Source organism: Bacillus sp. mrc49, assembly GCF_002803435.1.
Genome location: NZ_PHNG01000710.1, coordinates 1 through 22,701 on the forward strand (window position 1 = coordinate 1; position 22,701 = coordinate 22,701).

The 22,701-nt window shown below is 39.3% G+C and carries 18 protein-coding genes and 1 riboswitch; all 18 genes read right to left on the bottom strand.

The features are described 5' to 3' along the window. Window positions 1-52: 52 nt before the first annotated feature. Window positions 53-940: an NAD(P)-dependent oxidoreductase gene (locus CVN76_RS19225; protein ID WP_100532642.1), complete on the bottom strand. Its 888-nt coding sequence runs from the start codon at window positions 938-940 to the stop codon at window positions 53-55. A gap of 15 nt (window positions 941-955) precedes the next feature. Continuing rightward, entirely contained in the window at window positions 956-2,662 is a 1,707-nt protein-coding gene (locus CVN76_RS19230) for an acyl-CoA dehydrogenase family protein (RefSeq protein WP_100532643.1), read from the bottom strand. Between the two features lie 254 nt (window positions 2,663-2,916). Beyond that, window positions 2,917-3,112, bottom strand: a riboswitch (cobalamin riboswitch). Between the two features lie 91 nt (window positions 3,113-3,203). Next, entirely contained in the window at window positions 3,204-5,066 is a 1,863-nt protein-coding gene (locus tag CVN76_RS19235) for a glycoside hydrolase family 2 protein (RefSeq protein ID WP_100532644.1), read from the bottom strand. A 28-nt stretch (window positions 5,067-5,094) separates the two neighbouring features. Next, the gene (locus CVN76_RS19240) at window positions 5,095-6,588 is read right to left on the bottom strand and encodes an MFS transporter (RefSeq protein ID WP_157805714.1); all 1,494 of its coding nucleotides are present in this window, start codon (window positions 6,586-6,588) and stop codon (window positions 5,095-5,097) included. Between the two features lie 359 nt (window positions 6,589-6,947). Then, the gene (locus CVN76_RS19245; RefSeq protein ID WP_100532646.1) at window positions 6,948-7,865 is read right to left on the bottom strand and encodes an ArsR/SmtB family transcription factor; all 918 of its coding nucleotides are present in this window, start codon (window positions 7,863-7,865) and stop codon (window positions 6,948-6,950) included. Window positions 7,866-7,946: 81 nt separating this feature from the next. Beyond that, complete coding sequence (locus tag CVN76_RS19250; RefSeq protein ID WP_157805715.1) at window positions 7,947-8,129, bottom strand: hypothetical protein; 183 nt, start codon at window positions 8,127-8,129, stop codon at window positions 7,947-7,949. A 96-nt stretch (window positions 8,130-8,225) separates the two neighbouring features. After that, window positions 8,226-9,515 (bottom strand): histidine--tRNA ligase, encoded by a 1,290-nt coding sequence (locus tag CVN76_RS19255; protein WP_100532648.1) that lies wholly within the window; start codon window positions 9,513-9,515, stop codon window positions 8,226-8,228. Between the two features lie 635 nt (window positions 9,516-10,150). Continuing rightward, window positions 10,151-11,263, bottom strand: coding sequence for a D-alanyl-D-alanine carboxypeptidase family protein (locus CVN76_RS19260; RefSeq protein ID WP_100532649.1), 1,113 nt, complete (start codon window positions 11,261-11,263; stop codon window positions 10,151-10,153). Window positions 11,264-11,872: 609 nt separating this feature from the next. Then, window positions 11,873-12,751, bottom strand: a complete 879-nt coding sequence (locus CVN76_RS19265) for an aldose 1-epimerase family protein (RefSeq protein ID WP_100532650.1) — start codon at window positions 12,749-12,751, stop codon at window positions 11,873-11,875. Between the two features lie 249 nt (window positions 12,752-13,000). Beyond that, window positions 13,001-13,723, bottom strand: coding sequence for a glucosamine-6-phosphate deaminase (locus tag CVN76_RS19270; protein ID WP_100532651.1), 723 nt, complete (start codon window positions 13,721-13,723; stop codon window positions 13,001-13,003). 53 nt (window positions 13,724-13,776) lie between these two features. Beyond that, window positions 13,777-15,117, bottom strand: coding sequence for a 6-phospho-beta-glucosidase (locus CVN76_RS19275; protein ID WP_100532652.1), 1,341 nt, complete (start codon window positions 15,115-15,117; stop codon window positions 13,777-13,779). Next, on the bottom strand, window positions 15,114-16,463 hold the full coding sequence (gene celB, locus CVN76_RS19280) for a PTS cellobiose transporter subunit IIC (protein ID WP_100532653.1): 1,350 nt from the start codon (window positions 16,461-16,463) through the stop codon (window positions 15,114-15,116). The genes CVN76_RS19275 and celB overlap by 4 nt, the downstream gene beginning before the upstream one ends. A 27-nt stretch (window positions 16,464-16,490) precedes the next feature. Beyond that, on the bottom strand, window positions 16,491-16,796 hold the full coding sequence (locus CVN76_RS19285) for a PTS sugar transporter subunit IIB (RefSeq protein WP_100532654.1): 306 nt from the start codon (window positions 16,794-16,796) through the stop codon (window positions 16,491-16,493). Window positions 16,797-16,821: 25 nt separating this feature from the next. Then, entirely contained in the window at window positions 16,822-17,115 is a 294-nt protein-coding gene (locus CVN76_RS19290) for a PTS lactose/cellobiose transporter subunit IIA (RefSeq protein ID WP_100532756.1), read from the bottom strand. A 359-nt stretch (window positions 17,116-17,474) separates the two neighbouring features. Next, window positions 17,475-19,448, bottom strand: a complete 1,974-nt coding sequence (locus tag CVN76_RS19295; protein ID WP_100532655.1) for a BglG family transcription antiterminator — start codon at window positions 19,446-19,448, stop codon at window positions 17,475-17,477. A gap of 198 nt (window positions 19,449-19,646) precedes the next feature. Further along, window positions 19,647-21,140: an aldehyde dehydrogenase family protein gene (locus tag CVN76_RS19300; RefSeq protein ID WP_100532656.1), complete on the bottom strand. Its 1,494-nt coding sequence runs from the start codon at window positions 21,138-21,140 to the stop codon at window positions 19,647-19,649. Between the two features lie 41 nt (window positions 21,141-21,181). Continuing rightward, complete coding sequence (locus tag CVN76_RS19305) at window positions 21,182-22,147, bottom strand: PDR/VanB family oxidoreductase (protein ID WP_232732353.1); 966 nt, start codon at window positions 22,145-22,147, stop codon at window positions 21,182-21,184. Window positions 22,148-22,152: 5 nt separating this feature from the next. After that, window positions 22,153-22,674, bottom strand: a complete 522-nt coding sequence (locus CVN76_RS19310; protein ID WP_157805716.1) for a hypothetical protein — start codon at window positions 22,672-22,674, stop codon at window positions 22,153-22,155. Window positions 22,675-22,701 lie beyond the last annotated feature (27 nt).

Genomic DNA, 22,701 nt, shown 5'->3' on the forward strand with positions numbered 1-22,701 from the left:
TGTTCTTCATTCTTTTTATATTCGTTGTAATCATCTGCTCCCTCACCTCTCCTTAAAGAATCTTTGTCGTCTGCTCACTTATTTTTTTATAGAAGATGGACATGTCTTTATCACCATACCCGTTCTCCACTGCTTCTTCATACAGATCAAAAAGAATTTTGCTTAGCGGCAGTTCCACATCATTCTTTGCAGCAAGCCCAAGTGCGAACCCGAGATCTTTTCTTAGCAGCTCTAAAGCAAAACCGGGTTCGTAATTATCGTTTGCGATGAAGCTTTTGTAGTTCCGCTCGTAGATTCGGCTCTGGCCATAGCTTACGTTCAGCATCTCGAACAACCTTTCAAGATCAAGATTGCTATTCTTTGCAAGGTGAAGAGCTTCACTTACCCCTGCCGTATAAAATCCGATCAAGAGATTATTGATCAGCTTTGTATTCGTACCGCTGTCGATTCGATCATTCACATGAAAAATATTCTCGCCCATTACGTCAAATAAAGGCATGGCCCTATCGAAGACAGTCTTTGAACCGCCTACCATGAAGGTGAGCGTCCGGTTTACCGCCCCTATCACGCCGCCACTGACGGGTGCCGCGAGAAAATCAACATCCTTTTTCTTGGCAGCCTCTTCGATGCGGATATTCAATTCAGGGTCTACCGTACTTGTATCGATCAGCATAACAGCGGAATCGACGAGATAAACGAGTCCTTTTTCTCCTAGGAAAACTTCTTCCACTGCCTTAGAGGATGGAAGACTTGTAAAGATCACATCACATTGTTTCACCATAGTTTCAACCGATACGCCAATCGTTCCTCCTGATTGATGAAAGGACATTTCAGCTTCTTTGTTCAAATCCATTCCATACACAGTAAAATTAGAAAGTAGTAAACTTTGCGACATAGGCAGACCCATATTGCCCAATCCGATAAACCCGATTTTTTTCATTAGGCTTCACTCCGTTCACACATTATATTTTTCTTGATCAGCCATTCTTTCTGCAATTTCACGTTTTTGTATAAATAGATTCCTAAAGAGGGGAACAGCAAGGCTGCGAACTTCTTCCAACAATACTTTTCTGCCTGCTTCGCCCGACTCCGTTCCCGTTAAAATCAACACAGCCATCTCTTCAACTCTGCGATATCCTTCTTCACAGATAACGTTCGTCATATTATTTTTCAGCCGCTCTTTTTCCATCCCGTTCTTTTGTATCGCTTTTTCAGTGCGAATGACCGCAGATTCCATCACATGAATTTCCTTCACCATGTCTGCAAGCAAACGGGAATATTCTTGTTCCTGTTGAATGTTGATATTGGCATGTATCAATGCTTTCAAAGATTTGTGAAGAAGCATGTTAGAAATCTGGATGTATTGCCGGTTTCGGTTCGCCTCCTCATCAAATAGAGGGTTTAACCATGTGCCGCCGTTTTGAAATCCTTTTTTCATCAATAGTTTGGCAATGGTCAGACGGTTTATTTCATTCGTTCCTTCAAAAATCCGGCTAATCCGGGCATCCCGATATAATCGTTCCACTTCATACTCTTGCATGTAGCCATAACCGCCATGAATTTGTAAAGCCTCATCCACGATTCGATCAAGGATCTCGGAGCAATGAACCTTATTGATCGCACATTCGGCTGCATAGTTTGCCAGTTTTCCCAATTGTTCATCGAGAGGTTCGTCCGTTTCGAATACGTTGTCCAAGCTATCAGCCGTTCTGTAGGCCGCACTTTCCGCTCCATAAATCGCAATCGCCATATTCGCAATCTTTTCTTGTATCATCGAAAAACCTATGATCGTCCGGTTAAATTGTTTACGCTGTTTCGCGTAGTTAATGGCAAGCTCCAATGCTTGCTTGGATGCTCCGATGTTAGAAAAGGAAAGCTTCAATCGCGCCATGTTTAGAATATTCAATGCTACACGATGCCCTTGCCCGACTTTTCCCAAAACATTCTGCGCCGGTACACTGACATCTTCCAAAATTAAAGTCGCTGTCGAAGACCCTTTTATCCCCATTTTCTTCTCTTCTGGACCGACGGAAACCCCTTTGAACGTTCTGTCTACAATGAATGCAGTCATGCTGTTATTTGTTTTGGCGAAGACAACATATACATCGGCCACTTGTGCGTTCGTGATCCACTGTTTTTCACCATTTAATAGCCAGGCTGTCCCCTGCTCATTCAAGACCGCCGTCGTTTTAGCGTTAAGCGCGTCTGATCCCGCGTTATTTTCCGTTAAGGCATAAGCACCAATCCATTCTCCTGATGCAAGTTTTGGCAAGTATTTTTGCTTTTGCTCTTCTGTTCCGTAATAAACGTACGGGAGGGTCCCTACACCTGCATGTATATTAAAGGAGACGCTGAAAGAACCGCCAAATCCCATTTTCTCGGCCACAAGCCCTGAAAGCTTTTTATTCAGGGACAATCCGCCATACGACTCTGGAACCTCTACGCTGAGTAAGCCGAGCTCTCCCGCTTCTTGAAACAATTTTTTCACCTTGCCGTTATCATGCCGATCAATCGAATCCAGCAGGGGCATTACTTCGTTTTTGACAAAGAGCTCTGTAGTCTTTGATATGAGATGATCTTCCTCATTAAAATCCTCTGGTGTAAATCCTGCCGTGTCCAGTCCATGAGGAAATAAAGGTTCGTTACATTGAAGTTCACCCATTTCTTTCCTCCTCATTTCAACTCATCGCCCTCTTCTCTCGGGCAGGCTCCTAGTTTATTGTAAGCCCTTTCAATATTGCTCACATACACTACTTTTTCTGTACAGCTCCTGATAATGATCAAAATAAAAAAACAACTTCCAATAAAGAAGTTGTTAAGTTCGAATTGATACGTAAATAAACATGTTTTCCCATGACAAAATAAAAACATGCAGATCAATCGCTCGCACTTAACACCCCCTATCCTCGTAGGTATAGATGTGTGCTGAAACAGGCAGGTCTCCTGGCTTATGATCATCACTCCCCGAACCTTCCCATCTTCATGTTTCTGAAGACAGTGGTTTATCCGGATCGCTCCCAAATACAGTTGCGGGACAGCGTCGGGCTCTAACCGACTTCCCTATTATGTAGATGAAAAAATATCAATCTACACCTGTTTCTACACGTATGAAGTTTTCCAATCAAACATATCAAAAATTTAGTCAATTTACAAATAATTTCATTAATAGATTTATTTACCTTTTAATAACCAAAGCTTATAACCTAGTTGAAATCAACTGCAATTTTCTCCTCGGAACAGCTCCCTGCTTTGTTACTCCCTGCATTTTGAACAATTTGACTATGATACTGGTTGTTGATTTCTTTTATCTTGTTTAAGTCACACTTAGGCTGACGATCATAAGTCAGCAGTCCGTTGATTTCTTGCTCTACATCCGTAAGCTGTGTGTAGCAATATCCATGAATTGACCTTGATTGTTGGACAGCCGCCATAACCCTCGCATAATCGTTAATAAACTCATCTTCAGTCGAAGAGCTCGTATAGCCCCACCCCTCACTTTCACCAACCTTGTAGGCAATTCCGCCGAATTCCGTTAATAAAATGGGTTCACCTTGATGTTGATAACCTTTTGCATAAATAGACCACTTCGTCGACATCGAATCTAATAAATTGTCTTTTGTAGATAAGTCATCTACAAAACTTCGATACTTTTCAAACTCTATACTAGTCCCATGTTGATAATGGTGAACGGCACAAATATCAGTCTTAGTCATTTCCCATCCATCGTTAGAAATGACCAATCTCGTAGTATCTAACGAGTGAATCAAATAATACAATGCTAAGGAATGAGCTTGTTGTTGTTTATTTAAATGAATATGTGGCACTCCCCAGCTTTCGTTTATCGGAACCCAAGTAACAATTGAAGGGTGATTATAATCTCGTTCAACGATCTCGATCCATTCCTTTGTTATGCGGCTAGCTGCTTTTTCACTATACATTGGAGCGGCAGCACATTCCCCCCACACTAAATAGCCCATTTGATCAGCCCAATATAGAAACCGGGGGTCTTCAATTTTTTGATGCTTTCGACAGCCATTGAATCCCATCTCTTTTGCTAAGCGTATATCCTCTTTATAAGCTTCGTCGCTCGGCGCGGTCAACAATCCATCAGGCCAATATCCTTGGTCCAAAACAAGCTTTTGATAATACGGTTTATTATTTAAATAAACCATTCCACGTTCTGTATGAATTTTTCGCATCCCAAAATAACTCTCTACCCTATCTAGAGTTTCATTACTTTGCTCCAATTCCAACACGACATCGAATAAATTAGGAGATTCAGGCGACCAGGCCCACGTTTCATCATGAAAATGAAAGGAAGTTCTGAATATATGCTGCTGATACAGCTCAACAGCCCTTTGTGTATGTGATTCGACCAATTGGACAGAATCATTTGCAATCAATTCATCTTTGAAGTAAATCTTATACCGCAAAAATTGTCCTACCTTAAATTCCGAAACTTCCGCATTGATGATCACTGTTCCATTATCTAAGTCGGTTGTAAATCGTACCGTTTCGATATGTGATGGATTTACAGACTCAACCCAGACAGTTTGCCAGATGCCAGTGGAGTTTGTATACCATATTACTTCTGATTGTTGTTTCCAATACTGTTTACCTCTTGGTATGGTTTCGTCTGTTTGCGGGTCAAACACTCTAATGGTGATCATTTGCGCTTTTCCCTTATTAAGATAGGGAGTAATATCAAATGAAAAACTCGTATGCCCGCCTTCATGCCTTCCGACAAGCTTTCCATTGATAAAAACCGATGCTTCGTAATCCACTGCACCAAAGTGCAAAATATTTTTTTTGTTCCTCATTTCTTCCGGTAAAGAAAATTCCTTTTGGTACCAAACATATGGGTGGAAGCCAGTTTCTTCAATGCCACTTAATTTAGATTGGTAGACGAATGGTACTTGTATCGTTTTATTGGTTTCCAGATTTTTATTAAACCAATTTTCCATCAGCCCTTTGTTCTCATCATCAAATGCGAAAGCCCATTCACCATTTAAATTCACCCATGAGCTTCTTACAAACTGTGGTCTAGGATATTCATGACGTTTCATTTTACCTCTCCTTTTTAACCTATTGAATTTAGATTCCCTTTTTCTCTAATTGTGCTTGTATTTCCTCCATTTTTTTAATGTGATATAGCGCTTCTGATTGGTTATTTTCAGTTAGGGCATTCAAACGGGAATTTTTATGTTTTATGAATTTCACAACTTCCTTGAACTCATCTTCAGAAAATTTGATATAAAAGCTTACGAATAGTTTCAGGATATTACCAATTGCAGGTACAAGGATGCAAATAACAAATATCCAGTGGAGAGTACTATTTGACTGGCTCGTTACTGATGGTGTATATCCGATAACTGTTAATAAAAAGCCCGATAAGCCTAGTGCAAATGCGGTTTTTAACTTACCGGTAAATGTTTGGAAACTAAACACAAGTGCCTCTGTCCTGTTTCCTGTTTTATACTCACAATATTCGACACTTTCACCAATCATATTTGGAATAACGGAAGATGCCATTGTTCTAATAAAGCTTAATGCTACGAGTAAAATGATAACAAAGGTATGATTTTCGTATCCTAGGATAAATAAACTACAGCGTAAAATAGTGTCAAGAATTAATTGTGTTTGAAGTATCCATTTCTTTTTAAACCTTTTTGTTAGCATAGGATAAAATACCAAGAAGATAAATCCGAACATTGACCAAAATGCTACAGTTGCCTGGTTTTGTGCATCTCCTAGGTTCCAGACGAAGAAATAGGTTATTAACGCCGTTTGCAGATCCCAGAAAATATCAAGGAAGAAGATGATGCAAATCACAAATAAAGGCTTTGCACTTCTAACCGTTTGCACCATTTCTTTAAACGAAACTTTTTCAATATGCTTGCTTCGTCTCTCTTTCGTAAAGGAATAGCCAAAGATCATCATTGGAATAGTAGTGACAGACAAAAAAAGCATAGCCCATGGCAGTCCTTGCATAAACGCAGTATTATTGGCAACATCATACCCCAAAATATGATGGCCGATATATTTAGCCGAAATGGGTACGAGCAAGCCAGGTAATAAAAACCCTAAATTCACGCCTGCGTTTGCAACTGTTACAGCTTTGGACCTTTCTTGACCGTCATTACTCATTGCCGTAGATAAGGACCAGAATGGAACGTCACTTAAGGTATATAGAACTCCCCATAAAATATAGGTAATCGAGATTATTGCCAACAAAACTTGGCCATCAAGCGACCATGGAATGAATAGAATCATTGTGGATGCAACAACAGCAAGGGAGCCCCATTTCATCCAAAGACGAAACTTACCTTTAGGAGAATTCGTTTTATCAATTAAAGCTCCCATAAAAGGATCAATAACAGCATCCAATATCCTCGATACCAAAAATAATCCGCCAATGAATGAAGCGCTAACAAAAAGATAATCTGTATAAAAAATTGCAATGAATGTACCCACCATTGCATAATTTAATACTTGTCCGAACCCATAGAAAAAATAGGCAATATATTCTAATAAAGCGATCTTCTCAACGGACTCAACTTCTGTTTTTTTTTCTAACGCCATTTCCATGATTATTCCTCCTAGCCCAAAATATCCAGCTGGTCTATCCGTTACTTGATTAATCCAAAATCTCATTCCTATAAACCTAATGCATTACCTTATAGAAATCCCCCCTCCCAAAATACCCTATTAAAAACCAACGCCTTTCTGCTCAATTCCTCCAGATAAGTAAAGCGCTTCCACAATTAATTCATATTATTACATTTTATTTGTAACATAACAAGATATTTGTAATAAAAATATGCAAATAAAGTAAATTATTGTTGCTGGTGAAGGGGAATAAAAAAAACCATCACACTATAAAAACAGTGTGATGGTTTTTTTATATGTAGGTACGCATGCCGTTATGTAGTTTCACTCACCTATGATTAAAAGGATTTATGGCAAATTTTCATGATTATACCTTGATCATGGTTTCCGAATTTTTCTCCAAATAGATTAATTCCCCCTTTATTTTTTGCATCTTTTTTCACTCCCAATTTCAGTGAAATGTATGGTTGTTCATGAAGTCCCAACTCGTCGATCGTTATTGATGATATTTTTTCACCATCAATGAAACAACCTTCCCCATTGATTTTCCATATTTTCAAAACACCATATTGAGTATCTTGTTGTGGCCACCAACTGGGTGTCAATAGTCCCCTTTCTCCTCCAAAATCTCCAGGTGACGTCCAAAATCCGATTTCTACACCGTTTACCCAACAAGTGATATCTGAAGGCCAATCTGATTGATGACTGGGCGCCTCAGAGCATAATTCAACAGAAAAGCTCAACTCTCCTACTTTTGCGCTGTTAGGGATTCTATTTGGAAAATGATACTCAACGAATCCGGATCGAAACCATATTAGCTGGGCATTTCTTCGGTCTGGTTCGTAAAATGAGCGGGGATCATCATTTACATGAATCGTCCCCGTTTCACTTAATAACCCGCATGTGGGCTCAACTTCACAATGGACATACTCACCGACCCCAAGTTTGAAGATAATATGAGAATCATCTGTATCAGGCGTTTTTTCAACTAAATCTATGATAATTCGATCATACCGTTTATAACTTACTTTTTGGCTGCCTCTTCCTGGAATAATCTGAGTCGTGATGACTCCGGAATTTTCTAACTTTTTAACATTTACAGCTGTAGTTGAAAAAGGAATGTTCAACATATCGGATAAATCATTTATATTCTTAGGCCCTTCCGATAAGATGCGTATAATGGTCATACGGTGCTCATTCGATAATGCTTTACAAATATCCAATGCTTCTTCAAAAGTTACATGCAGAGTCCTCATACTTACCTCCAATTTCTACAAATAATGTTGTACTACTGATTCCTTTATCCCTCTAACATTATTGGAATGAAAGGGATATTTTCATGTAAAATCGTTAAATGCCATGTTTGTTGCTTCTCTATACTCAATGTTTAAGGTACGTATATCTATTCTATCTTGATTCATAGCTTGCTGTAAAAATTCATTTGCTAAATCTTTCACAACTTTTCTTTTCTTTAAACAATTCAATTTATCCTTAACAGCTTTATGTCCCGAACCTTCCATGCGCTTAATCAAACCTTTTTATAAAAAAAGCTGCCTAAAGACAGCTTCCTTCCCAATCTAACGTCCTCGTTTCTTTAATTAATGCCTCGTCCCTCATCAGCCTTCACTGAACGAAAAAGGCTCCATTCTTTCTTCACCAGAGAACATATCTTTAATTTTAATTTGATTATTTTTCACCTCGTTCTCTCCTATGATGATGACATTACGAAATTTCTCTTTATTTGCTTTATCTAAGGCTTTGCCGAGCCTTTTCTTTCCCATTTCATATTCCACCTTATAGCCTTTATCCCTTAGGTGCCTTGCGACTAATAATGCTTGCTTTTCGGTATTTATCGGGATCACATAAAAATCCACATCAGGATTTTCCACGATATTTTCCTTCGAAGATAGTAAGGCCGTATAAATAACATCCAGACCCAATGAAATCCCCACCGTTGAATAGCTTTCATTCGTGCCGATCAGTCCACCAATGGCATTGTCATACCTTCCGCCGCTGCCAATACTTGATTTAATGCTATTATCAGATAAAAATATCTCATAAATCGTACCAGTATATATCTCCAGCCCTCTTGCTAAAAATGGATTGAATGTACATTGCTCATCGACACCAAGGAATTCGAGATAAGATTCCAGCTCTTTTAATTCTGCTACTCCCTGCTTAATTTGTCCATTCCGTTCACTGAAAGGGTTGAAATAGCCCGAACTGGCATTATCCTCGGCGGTTATAAACCGAGTAATCGAATTGATGGTTGAAGGCAGCAGCGCTTGTTCCCTTAGCTCCACCGTAACTGCCTCCAATCCAACTTTTTCAAGTTTATCAAGTATCAATATCACTTTATTGATCTTTTCATCTGTTGTTCCAAAAACCTCAAGCATTCCAGCTAATAATTTTCGATTATTATATTGGATGCTTACCTTTAAACCAAGCTTGCGGAATGCATCCATTGCCATCATCATTAATTCCGCTTCAGCAACTTGAGATTCTATACCCACAATATCGACGTCACATTGTGTAAATTCACGAAGCCTTCCCGTTTTTATCGGTCCATCCCTGAAGACTTTACCTATCTCATATCTTTTAAAAGGTCTCCTTATGCTTGGATTCATTGCAACTACTTTTGCAAAAGGAATAGTGAGGTCGTATCGCAGTGCCAAATCTCTTTCTCCCCTGTCTGTTAAGGTATACATTTCCTCTAATATTTCGGCACCCCCGCCATACTTGGAAGCTAGCAATTCCGTGTAATTTAATATCGGTGTTTCCAATGGCTTACATCCGTATTGGATAAAAACGTCTTCTATTGTCCTTCTGATGCCTCTTCGTATCACTTCTGTATCCGGTAAATAATCTTGAGTGCCCTTTACGTTTTGATAATCCATTTTTCTCATCATTCATTCCTCCAATTTTTATTAAAATAAAAAAACCGCACTAGATTTAAGTTTTATAACTTAATCCATGCGGTTTAATGATAAATAGCCTTCCTATATGCCGATTTTTAAAAATCGAATAGCAAGACTACTTTATATAATGATGTAATTGTGACAAGGAAATGCTCTTCTTAACGGACTGCATATGGTTTCACCTCAAATTTCCATATAATGTATCATACTGTAAGGGATATATCAATTCTTTTTTACCTCGTTAGCATCGTTGCCGCTGTCGGATGTCATTATTGCAAATCCTATATCAATTTAAAGACTCGTCACATCAAGCCATATCCCACTATCCAGATGGAGCACTGGATGCTTATCTGGACTACAGGAGCACCTTGGATATGATTTTTCATTGTTTTTTCCCCTCATATAAATACTAAAATGAATTCCATGAAGAAAACCACCAATCTGACGAGTAAACCCTCAAATACTGGTGGAGTATGCCGAAACTCGTAACGGATAGCAAAAATTCGAACATATATGGATTGTTTTAGGTTGTGCTATATACAAAATAGCCTCATCAAGGTTTTGATGAGGCTATCTGGATAGATGTTTGTGCACTAGAAACATATGACTTTAAGACGTTCTTTTTAGTTTTGGACGGCTTTCGTAGAATAATATTCTTCAAGGGTAATTTCGCGGCTCATGATGGTTTGAGCAATTGGTTTGCCTACATAACGAAGGTGCCATGGTTCATATTTATAACCAGTAACCGATTCTTTGCCTTTAGGGTATCGGATTATGAAGCCATGATCCGCGGCATGCGCCTGCAGCCATTTTGCTTCTTTAGTACCGCCAAAGCAATCCTCCGCCGCGCATTTACCATTTCCTCCTGTCACATCAATGGCAAGGCCCGTTTCATGCTCACTTGTTCCAGGTAATGCACTGTACGTAATTGCTTTGGCATACCCATCCCTTTTTACATAATAATCAAACAGGGCAACTTGTGTAGCATGTGATCTGTAAGCAGATACACCGAGAAGACTTACCCCCTGCTTCTTGGATTCCGCAAATAATTCACTAATGGCAGCAGCTGCTTCACTGCGCATTTTTCTCTTTTCTGTCTTTTCTTTGAAAGTGAACGGTATCGTCGTATACACTAAGTCTTTAGGAACATAGTTTTCTGGTAACTTATTTTTTTTATTGACTAGCACTGGTATGCTTTCAGGCTTTGCAACAACCTGAATGGCGTCAGATGAAGGGTTTGATACCTTCACATATTTGCTGTTAACATAACCTGTTTGGTCTTTTATGCTAACCTTTAGCCATCCGTTTGCCTCTTTCCCCAAAACTTTTAGCTTTGTGCCCTGACTAACGGTGGTTATGATCTTATTGGAAGTAGATGGACCTGTTCGGACATTCAGGTTTGCACTTGCTGTATAAATTTTAGTTGCTGAAGAGTTTGATATTTTCACATATTGGCTGCTGACATAGCCTGTTTGACCTTTTAAGCTTACTTTTAGCCATCCGTTTGCCTCTTTTCCAATTACCGTTAGCTTTGTGCCTTGTTTTACGGTCGTTATGATTTTATTGGCAGTGGAAGGACCCGTTCGGACATTCAGGTTTGCACTTGCTGTATAGGTTACAGTGGCTGCTTTGGCTACACTTGGGGCTAACTCCTTAATAGTTGCCTGGTTAAAGCCGATTAAACCAACAAATAAAACAATGAAAGTAAGACATATTACTTTATTTAGTTTTGTCATATAGAACACCTCAACTTCAGGTTATATTTTTAAGCGAAAAATGTCACTGGTATATTGTACTATTTAATTTTGTTGGTTAATAAATACATTTTCCCGCATCATAGTCTGCCAACTAGATCATCAACCCTAAATATCATTCTATATAAGCGCTCTATCCTGCCCATCATTTCTGCCTTGTTATTTACACCCATTTTGGTATGTAATATTTATGGTTATGGTCCATCCGTTACTTTGATATTCTTCGAGATATCATGAAAAGTCATGGGATGGGATGCAGTTTATATGGTATAGAGTTCTGTCTACATTGTTCTTTACCACATCTTTGTTACAAGCCGCTTTCTATATGGTAGCCCAAGTGTGAGTCCACTCAGTTATATGCCAATATGGATTCTTGTTCCCTAACCTTTCTTTTTATGCCATAAGAAAAGGAGCTGATGATCAGCTCCCGAGATTGATATGGATCACTCTTTAGTTGAGAAGGTTATCCTTCTACCTTCTGATTTTCGCGCACGCCACCTTAGCATCCATTTGGATGTAGTGGAAATTGTTCCAATCCTAGCTTAATCCGCAATGAGCTAATGAATGAAATGATCATTTCATTCATTCGCTCTATTTAAACTTTATACCATACTCAGACTGGAAACTTTCTCCTGATCCAAGCCTATTCACGCCAAACTTCTCCTTCAAGTTCCCCGATGTATTATGCATGTCCGCAATGCCATACCACGGCTCAATGCAAACAAATGGTGCCATAGTACCATCTGACTCGACATGTTTTGACCAAATCCCAACAAAAGGAAAGTCATTGTGACTTACTTCCACGCCATGTCCCGATTTATTGGATGTGAGTGTCGTGAGATCAATATTGCTGTATACGAGCGCATCATTTGCAAATAGGGACCTTGTGAGCGGTATCGTTTCAGTATTGTTAACAGCAGCTTTTTCATGGATAAGAGAATCTTTTAACTCGTATTCAAGCGGATTCTTGTTCTTAGCTGAGGTCAACTTAAGACTGTAGTCATTAATCGTTTCATTTTCTAAGAGCGGAATCTTAAATGCCGGATGCGCTCCAATGGAAAAATACATTTCTTCCTTATTTTTATTCTCTATCTTCCAACGAACGCTAAGTGAATCCTCTTTAAGTGAATACTGAATAGTGGATTTGAATTCGTAAGGATAAACATCGATGAAACGTCCAGCAGACTCAAACACAAAAGACGCGCTATCTGATGTCAGCTTTTCGACCATGAACTCAACGTCTCGCAGAAAGCCATGCTGTGATATCTTGTAGGTCAGACCATCAAGTTGATACTGATCTTCCTTTAAACGTCCTACTATCGGAAATAGAACCGGAGACACGCGTCCCCAGTATGAGCTATCCCCTGTCCACATATAGTTCAGTTCATTTTTCTTATGCTTCACTTCACGTACTTCTGCACCGCTGCTTACTATTCCTACCTCTAACCAAGCATTTTCAATTACAATCATGTCTAATCCCTCTCATCTTTCTGGATTTCGTTCTATGTAATCCAATTTGACTGGAAAACGCCATCCTAATTATGACGGCGTTTCCTCTAACTATGGTGCATACATTCACAGAAAATGATGCACTTTTTAAATCCGCTGCTGTCGAAAGTTGGAGAAGTACTTCATTATCTACTATTATTGTATAAATTTATTCTTCCATATACAATTCTTCACCCCTTATTTTAGGCTTTGGCAGTATAACAGGGGGCATTAGAGGATTTCAGCAGCTTCTTCGTCAAGTAATAAAAAAGAATTTTCGTGTTTTTTTAGTATAGTTCCAGGTAATTCTGTTGTAACTGACTTTTCAATTAGCTTTTTTACTATCTCTCTCTTTTTACTGCCATTTACTTGGAGCATCACTAATTTAGCATCTAAAAATTGCCGGCAGCCTAATGTAATCCCTTTTGAGAGTTCTTTGGCTTCAGTGAAATACTTTTGACCTACTGCCTTCGTAGTATTATCAAGGTCTACAACATGGCTCGACAATTCGAACGATATGCCTGGCTCGTTCAAGGCAAGGTGTCCGTTCATGCCTAAGCCTAAAATACATACATTGATCGGACCATGCTCTTCTATATACTTATCTGTTTTTTTGCATTCTCCTTCTAAGTCTTCTGCTTTAGCATCGAAAAAGTGAATATTTTCCCGATTGATATTTAGAACATCAAAAAATTCTGAATATAGGTAATGCTGGCAACTTCCTTCGTCATGGCGATCCATACCTACCCATTCATCGAGCCCGACAAATTTGCAATTAGAAAAATCAACTCTTTTATGTTTTGCTTCCTGAACTAAATAGCGCAATGTTCCAGTTGGCGTACTTCCAGCGGCAATACACAATAATGCATCCGGTTTTTCGTTCACTGCTTTAATGATCATCTCTGCAGATTGCTTTGACATTTCACTATAATCTTTATATACACAAACTTCCATTATTAATTTCCTCCTAAAGAATAATCATAGTTTCTGAACGGTCATATGCTCACTTACGCTTTAGTTATTGATTCCCTTTGAAAGAATTGGGGTAGGAATTGTTTATGTGCTTCCAACATCTCATCCAATATTTGTTTGGCAACTGTATCCGATGGCACAAGTGGATTGATCGTCATTGCCAGAAGAGCTGTTTGATAGTTTCCGGTAATGGCCGCTTCACACGCTATTCTTTCGAATGATTTAATTTGTTGAACAAGTCCTCTTACTTGTATTGGTAGGTCACCTACTGTTAGTGGAACAGGGCCATGCTTCGTAATAACACAGTTTATCTCAACAGCAGAATCATCGGGAATGCTGGATAAGGCACCATTATTTCGGACATTTACCGTTTGGATGTCACGCTTATCCGTGTGAATGGAGTGAATCAGTTGGACAGCTGCCTCACTATAGTATGCACCTCCACGGCCCTCCAATTGTTTCGGTTTAACAGCTAAGCTCTCATCTTTATATAACTCGAAAAGCTCGCTTTCAAGTTTTCGGACCACTTCTGCGCGTGTCCCCTCATTTTTAGCATCGTCCAAAAGTTGTTGAAGCATTTTATCTGTTTGATAATAATATCGATGGTATCCACTTGGGACGACACCCAGTCTTTCGATGAAATCAGGTTCCCATGAAAGCGCAGCTATATTTTTCGGGGTTATCCCATCCTTTTCCCTCCCCCCCAGCATACTCATCACTTCTTTGGTTACTTCTTTACCATCGACATAAACATGAAGACCAAATACCATATGGTTCAGGCCTGCATATTCGACATAGACTCTTTCAGAATCAACCGCTAACATTTTGGCAAGACCTTTAGTTGTACCGATCGGTCCGTTACAAAGTCCGACTACCTTCTTGATGTTGCTGTATCGAAGAACGGCTTCCGTTACCATACCTGCAGGATTCGTGAAATTAATTAACCAGGCATCCGGACATAAACACTCCATTTCTTTACATATTTCTAAAATTACTGGAATTGTACGCATTCCTTTGAATAAGCCACCAGGACCATTTGTTTCTTGCCCGATCACACCATACTTTAATGGAATAGCCTCATCTTTCATGCGTGCGTCCAGCATCCCTACTCTCATTTGTGTCGTAACGAAATCCGCATCCTTTAACGCTTCTTTTCGATCTAATGTCAAATGGATTTCAATGGCTACACCCGCCTTTTCAACCATCCGTTTTGCCAAATTTCCGACAATTTCAAGCTTGGCTTTGCCTTCTTCTATATCTGCAAGCCAGATTTCGGTTACAGGCAATTCGTTATGTCGCTTAATAAATCCTTCAATTAATTCGGGCGTGTAGCTAGAACCTCCACCGATTGTTGCAATTTTGATTCCTTGTTTCATAAAGTCATCTCCACATCACGATTGATTTTTTCGTTCATATCGCTCTCTTCTCTATATTTTTGCTTATCCCAAATTCTAAAAAAAGGATAATATATGACTAAAGCTATTAAAATATTTACAATCTGCATAACGGCTCCTGAAATTTTACCACCTGTAGCTAAGTACCCGCTGATGATAGGAGGAGTGGTCCAAGGTAACGCAATGCCTACAGGTCGTGCAACCAACCCTGTCTTCATGGCAAAATACGTAACAATAACCAATATGATCGGTGTCATGAAAAATGGAATGAATAGATACGGGTTTAACACGATTGGTACACCAAAAATTACAGGCTCGCTTATATTGAATACACTTGCTGGTGCGGCAACCCTGCCCAATTCCTTCATTTGTTGACTTTTGCTTCTCCAAAGCATCAGCATGACAATAGAAAACAGTGCGCCGGTACCTCCTATACAAATAAATAACTCATAAAATTGCTGAGTGAAAATATTCGGAATTTCTTTACCTACCTGAAATGCAGCTCGGTTCTCATCCATATTCTTAAGCCATATCGGAGTAGTGAAAGCACTTAAAATCGCATCGCCATGCAGTCCAACAGACCATAAAACACCAATTACCGATACGATTACAAGCATCCCAAGCAAAGTTCCCCCGACATACTGCATAGGGATACCTATTATGATAGAAACGATATTATTCATGCTTTCAAAAGGAGTAACTTCAATTAATAATCTAAGTCCCCAGATTACTAAAATCGTTATCGTTCCAGGAATTAGTGCCGAAAATGACTTCCATACAGCAGGAGGAACACTATCAGGCATCTTGATAACAAAATCTTTTTCATAGAAGAAACGATAAATTTCTGTAGAAAGAATACTAATAACTATAGCAACAAATAATCCTTGGCTGCCCAACTGGGCTGTAGGAAGAACTCCTCCAACTTCCAAAGCCTTTTGTGACCCTTCTGGCGTAAACATAACATGCTGCGGTACAGTTAACGCAAAGCAGACCATCGAAAAGACTCCGGTCATTACTGCATCGATGGTTCCGTACTTTTCAGCCAAACGGTATGCTATGCCAAACGAGACCAATAATGCCATGATGTCGTAGGTAACGCTTACAGGATAGGTTAATTTTGTCTGCCAGTTGCTTCCAAACATGTTCTCCATAAATTCTGGATAACCCGAAATGGGCAAGTATGCGAGAATCAAGAAAAAAGATCCAATGATTAATAGTGGCATAGCCATAATCAGACCGTCTCTTACTGAAGAAAGATGACGTTGATTGGATATTTTGGAAGCGACAGGAGTGATTTTTTCATCCATGAAATTGTAAACATTCCTCATATAAAGAACTCCCCTCAATCTTTTTTATTAGGTTACTACTAACCTTTCAGCTTGTTTCAACACTTCTTCTCCGTTACACATGGCGTAATGCATTTGATTAATCAACTCTACTGGAATACCAACTTTTTCTCCTTTTGCTTTGAATTTGGTTAACATATAGCGGATTTGGGGACCAACTAAAACAACATCATATTTCTCGAATTCCTTCTCCGCCTTTTCTATATCCAAAGCTATGATTTCATAGTTCTTTCCCTGAGCTGCAGCAGCATTTTGCATTTTTTTTACGATGATACTGGTTGACATTCCAGCCGCACAAGATAATAAAATTTTCATTTCAAGTCACTCCAATTTTTAATTTTTATCTTTCTTTCATTTCTTTCAATTCCTTGTAAAGATAAATAAATTCTTCCGCTAAGTCTTTTACTGTGATGGCATTCATTAAATGATCTTGAGCATGAATCAGAATTAGAGAAATTACAGTATTATCCCCCCCTGCTTCGTTTTGTATGAGATTCGTTTGTATTCGATGAGCAAGGGTTAACTCTTCTTTCGCTTTTTGAAGACTGGCTTTTGCTTCTTCGATATCACCAGACTTTGCAAATTGGAGCGCTTCCATCGAATGACTTCGTGAGTTGCCACCATGCAGGATCATCTGAAAACTAATCGGTAAACTTTCTTCCACATTGACTCAACCTTTCTCTTTAACGGAACATTTCTTGTTCCAAACTTGTTCTTCCATGTATCTACCCTACCAAGAAAACGTTTTCATCCATACACAAAAAACTTCCGTTTTAATACGGAAGTTTCAGTTTGTAGACAAAAAGGGGACGTCTACATTTAAGAGATTAGAACTTTACGAGCCCACTATGTTGTACCTGGTTTTGGACCTTGCCATGTCCAATTGTCCATCTTCTTTACAATCAAGGCAACGAATATTTTAAGTGCGGTCCACCGCATACCATGCTTTTCTTTTGTATCTTTCGAACACACGCTCAATCATTTCTTTGCATTCTATTTTATGGTATGGATTTTGTTACTTTTGTCCTGACTGTATAAAAGTGTCGAAAATTCAGGCACAGTCCGGCAATTTGTTAATTTTCCAACAATATTTTTATCGTTGATCATGGTATAGAGAAACTCATATAAATCTTGTAAATCCATTTCATTATTTTTCTTTATATTAAAAAAACAGATTAACTGAACCATTTCATTTCCCCATTTGATCGGTTTTTTCAGTGTGCAAAAAGCTAAAAAGGTTTCATAACTAATATGTTTTAATGGGTGGGGGATCGCAATTAAATTACCATACGAAGTTGGTGAAGCCATCTCCCTTTCGATAACTAATTTCGTAATATCCGGGGACGCGAGTTGTTTAGTAATAATTGTTTGACACATGGACTCAATTACTTCTTCTGGGCTGCTGAGCTCCATCTGTAGAAAAATTAAATCTTCTTTAATAAACTGCGCTACTTCACAATGATTTTTCGTATGGATTGCTTTCAATTTATTTTTAATGGAAATTATATCTTGTTCAGATAATATTGGACTTACCTTTATAAATGGGATCGAAAGCGCAGCATCAATTTGGATAGTGCTAACTATTAGATCGATCTTTTTCAAATCCATTTGTGATAGGGCATAATAACTTTGAACGCCAATAATCGTTAATCGGTCCCCTAAATGTTTGTTTAGTCCATATTTCAATAACTGGGCGCTTCCAGTACCTGTAGAGCAAACCACTAAACATCGTATACGTGTGAAACTGGCGTTCATACGCTGGACGGCACCCTCTAAATGGATAGCAAGAAACCCTATTTCTTCGTCATTTATTTCAATTTTTAAACTATTATTAAGGGATTGGGCTGCTATTAGTGCCATCTCAAATGAGAAAGGGTATTTTTCTTTAATCTCTTTCAGTATCGGGTTTCGTATATTCAATCCATACTCTAAGCGGTTTAACATCACTTTTAAATGATTAAATAAACTAGTCCTTAATTCTGGATCTTGCCGAAAATCAAAATTCATTTCCAAAAAAATTGCATAAAGCATATCGTCTATCACTTTGTTTATTTCCCTAATAGAGGACGTATCATTTTTTAACTCATTAGGAATGATCTTCTTTCCTAGTAAAAGAAGACATAGATATATACGTTCCGGCTCAGGTATTGTCACATTGAAAATCGATTCTATTTCTTTTAATAAATCAATCACGATGGTACTTGCAAGGGCCAGGGGAATTTCCCTGCTCTTCAGTTCATCTTTTCTAATATAAAGACCCTTGTTAATCCGCTTAATAGCAACTAGAAAATGAATCAGTACATCTTCAAAATCTCTGTCTGAAATATGTATGTTTCTATTAGGAGCGGCATTTAACATTAGATTTTTTAAGTCCTTAATTTGTTTCTCCGTAAAAGATTCTTTAAGTAATGTCTGCTTTGCCATTAAAGAATGGTTTATGTCTCTAATGAAACAATATTCAGAAATACAGGAACGATAATTAAACTCATCTCCCTCAATCTTAAGTCCAAAATTTGACTTGCTTGGCAGGGTCAACTTGTACACAGCCAGCTTTTCCCTTACATCCTTCATTAGTTTTTGAATGGTTGATTTACTGACATACATTTCCTCAGCTAAATCCTCCTGCTTTACATAACCTTCGGCAAGAAGTAATCTCCTTAATAAAAAAAGAACTCTTTCTTCGGTATCACCCGGGACTTCCGTTTCCACTCCTTGCCTCTTTTGCTCTTCTTTGATAAACAGGTAGAACGTTTCAGGATCATTAATCTCCAACTTGTAACCGACGCTCCGAATAGAATGGATACATGCTCCATACTGTTTTACTATATCATTGAGCATCTTTATATCTTTCTGAATCGTTCTTGCTGAGACATTTGTTAACTTGGCAAGATAGTGACCAATGATTACATCGTCGTCCCGTTGCATTATGGATCTCAATATTTTGTATAACCTTGAATGCAAGTACATTACCTCCCTATCAATAAATTCCTGACTAAAATCTATTATAGTGATAAATAATCTTATATGACCTTAGAGGCCTAGTTTAACTTTTTTATATCTATATTGCGTAAAATGGAAAATAAAGCAATCTTCTGCTGGACAATCCAAAAAACCTAATCCGTAATTGGATTAGGTTTTTTACATGTTGTTTGCACCTTCTCTAGCTTAATTGGGGAACCAGCCAATCGGTTTTACATCGAGATTAATGTTGATTTGTTTAATTTCTTGGTATTCGTCTAAGCCGTATTTTCCTAAACTACGTCCAATCCCGCTCTGTTTGTAACCGCCCCATGGGGCCTCGACAAATGTTGGATGATAATCATTTACCCATGTAATGCCCGCTCGTATTTTCTTGATTACACGCAGTGCTTTTGCCCCGTCGTTAGAGAAGACGCCGCCTGCTAGCCCGTAGTCTGTATCATTTGCCAGTTTAATAGCTTCTTCTTCATCTTTAAACTTTTGGATGACAACAACTGGACCAAAGATTTCCTCTTGAACGATGCGCATGTCAGTTGTTACATTGGTGAAGACAGTCGGTGCAAGGAAGAATCCTTTGTCAAGACCGTCATCAACGAGCCGGTAACCTCCTGTTGCAAGTGTCGCACCTTCCTGTTTGCCTATTTCAATATAATTTAAAATACTCTTCATTTGTGCTTCGCTTACTATGGCCCCCATATGGCTTCCTTGTGCAAGACCAGGTCCAACTTTAATTTTACTTGCGCGTTCCACAAAACATTTTACATATTCAGCATACATGCTTTCTTCAACAAGAATGCGGCTACCTGACGAACATACTTGTCCTGCACCGAAGAAGATACCGAACAATCCGTAATCGACCGCTGTTTCTAAATCCGCATCCGCAAAAACGATGTTAGGTGATTTACCGCCAAGCTCAAGTGAAATTTTCTTTAAATTGCCTGCTGCCGCTTTCATGATCGAGCGGCCAACGTCTGTACTTCCTGTAAATGAAACCATGTCAACATCCTTGCTTTCGGCAATTGTTTGCCCTACGACAGTCCCGCGGCCCATCACCATATTGGCGACTCCTTTAGGGATGCCCGCTTCCTCTAAGATTTCAAACAGCTTCGTTGCTGTAACAGGTGTCACTTCTGCCGGTTTATACACTATCGTATTACCTGCCGCAAGGGCAGGTGCGATTTTCCATACACTCATTAGAAGAGGGAAGTTCCAAGGTACAATCAAACCAGCTACACCTACAGGCTCGCGAACGACCATCGCTTGTACGGGAGCGGGAACTTGGTATGTTTCCCCTTCTGGATGTTGAACCAAGCCGGCGTAGTAACGAAAACACGAAGCTGCATCGGCAATATCGAAAGCCGCCTCTGCTTTAAGTTTCCCGTTATCCATTGTTTCAAGAATCGTTAACTCTTCCGCACGTTCATCAATTTTATCTGCGATTTTATATAAATAGGAAGCACGCTCTTGTGCTGTAAGTCCTGACCAGACTCCGCTTTTGAATGTGTCTTTCGCAGCTGAGATGGCTAGTTCCGTTTCTTCCTTGGTCGCTCGCGGTGCCCTAGCGATGATTTCCTGTGTCGCAGGATTAATGACCGGAATTACTTCATTTGAAGATGAAGACTGCCACTCACCATTAATGTAATTTTTCAGTTCTAAAACTGCCGTTTCTATAATTGTCATGTTTTAGCCTCCGATTCATTTTTTTACCTTGTATTGATGTATTAAAGTTTTAAAGCAAGTCTGTCTCCCTTCGCCCGTGAGCAGCATGTCAGGATTGAGTTGCGTGATTGGCGGTTTTCTTCGCTAAGGAAGAAATCACGGTGGTCCACTTCTCCATCATCGACAGCTACCTCACAGCTTCCGCACCCGCCGACTTTACATGAATACGGTGCATCAATTCCTTCCCTTAAAAGGGCTTCAAGCAGTGTTTCTCCTTCATGAACCGAGATGGACCGATCGCTATCTGTAAGGTCAACAAAGAAAGGATCTTTGGGCCCATCATTTTTTGCGGCGAATAATTCGAGGTGAATCGCATGTTCGGGATACCCATATGAACTGGCTGCCTCACGATACTGTTGCACCATCTCGAGCGGTCCGCAAAAATAAACATGTGTGCCAATACGATGATCCATCATCGTCGCAGGTGTCATTCTGCTTTTCGCTTCTGCCTGCGAAAAATAAAAAGTGCATTGATCCGGATATTTAGCTTTCAACAGATCATAAAAAGCACATAATTCCGGTGTGCGTGCTGCATAATGGAGTTCAAAGGTTTGGCCTTCAGCAGCCATGTCTTCCATCATCGCCAAAAATGGGGTGATGCCTATTCCAGCTGCATAAAAAGCATGATGCTTCGCTCGAAAGCTGAGAGGAAAGTTGTTTTTAGGAAAGCTGACTTCCAGCCTAGTATCTTCCTTTACATAATCATGCCAGTATGCAGAGCCTCCGCGAGACGCCTCGTCACGACGGATCGAAATGGCATATTTTTTACGGTCTCTCGGATGGCTGATAATGGAGTATTCCCTCTCGAAAATCGTTTCTCCGGCCGGCATGAATGTAGTTACATGCGAACCTCCAGTAAAAGCAGGCAATGGGTTTCCATCAACCGGAATCAACTCGAACTGTTTCACGAGTGGAGTTTCTTGAATGATCCTATTTACTTTCATTTGAATATTTCCCACTAATCGCATGATGATCAACTCCCTGCTACTTTTTCTTTTTCGACTGGGATGAATGGGTAACCAATATAACCTTCCCGTACGATTGAATAAAAAGGACCGATTTCAAGACTGGCTTTACAATGGTTACATTCTGCAATCGCTGCTTCTTCTGAGACTTCCGACACTTCGAAGCATTTCATGCAATATACGTAGCGGCGTTTGGGCCCGATAATCATTGTCTGGATCTCATCTTCAGATAGACCCGCTTCTACCCCAAGCGAGAAGACCATAACAGCATTGTTCCACTCAGCCGCAATATAACATTGCGTCCCCATCTTCTGTGACAAGAAGAATCTCTTAACCTCCTCTTTATCTTCCACACTATTAATAGTAAGGTACTCGAAAGGCACTGTACCTAATATTTCAGAAGTGAAATTCTTCGCCTTTTCGTATCCGGCTTGATCCGTTATGACGACAAATTTTCTTCGTTCTTTCCGAGGAGTGAATTGATTTACGATCGTAACAGATTTATCAAATAATACTGGATTATTGTACAAGGCACTATCCTCCTTATTTTCTTTGTT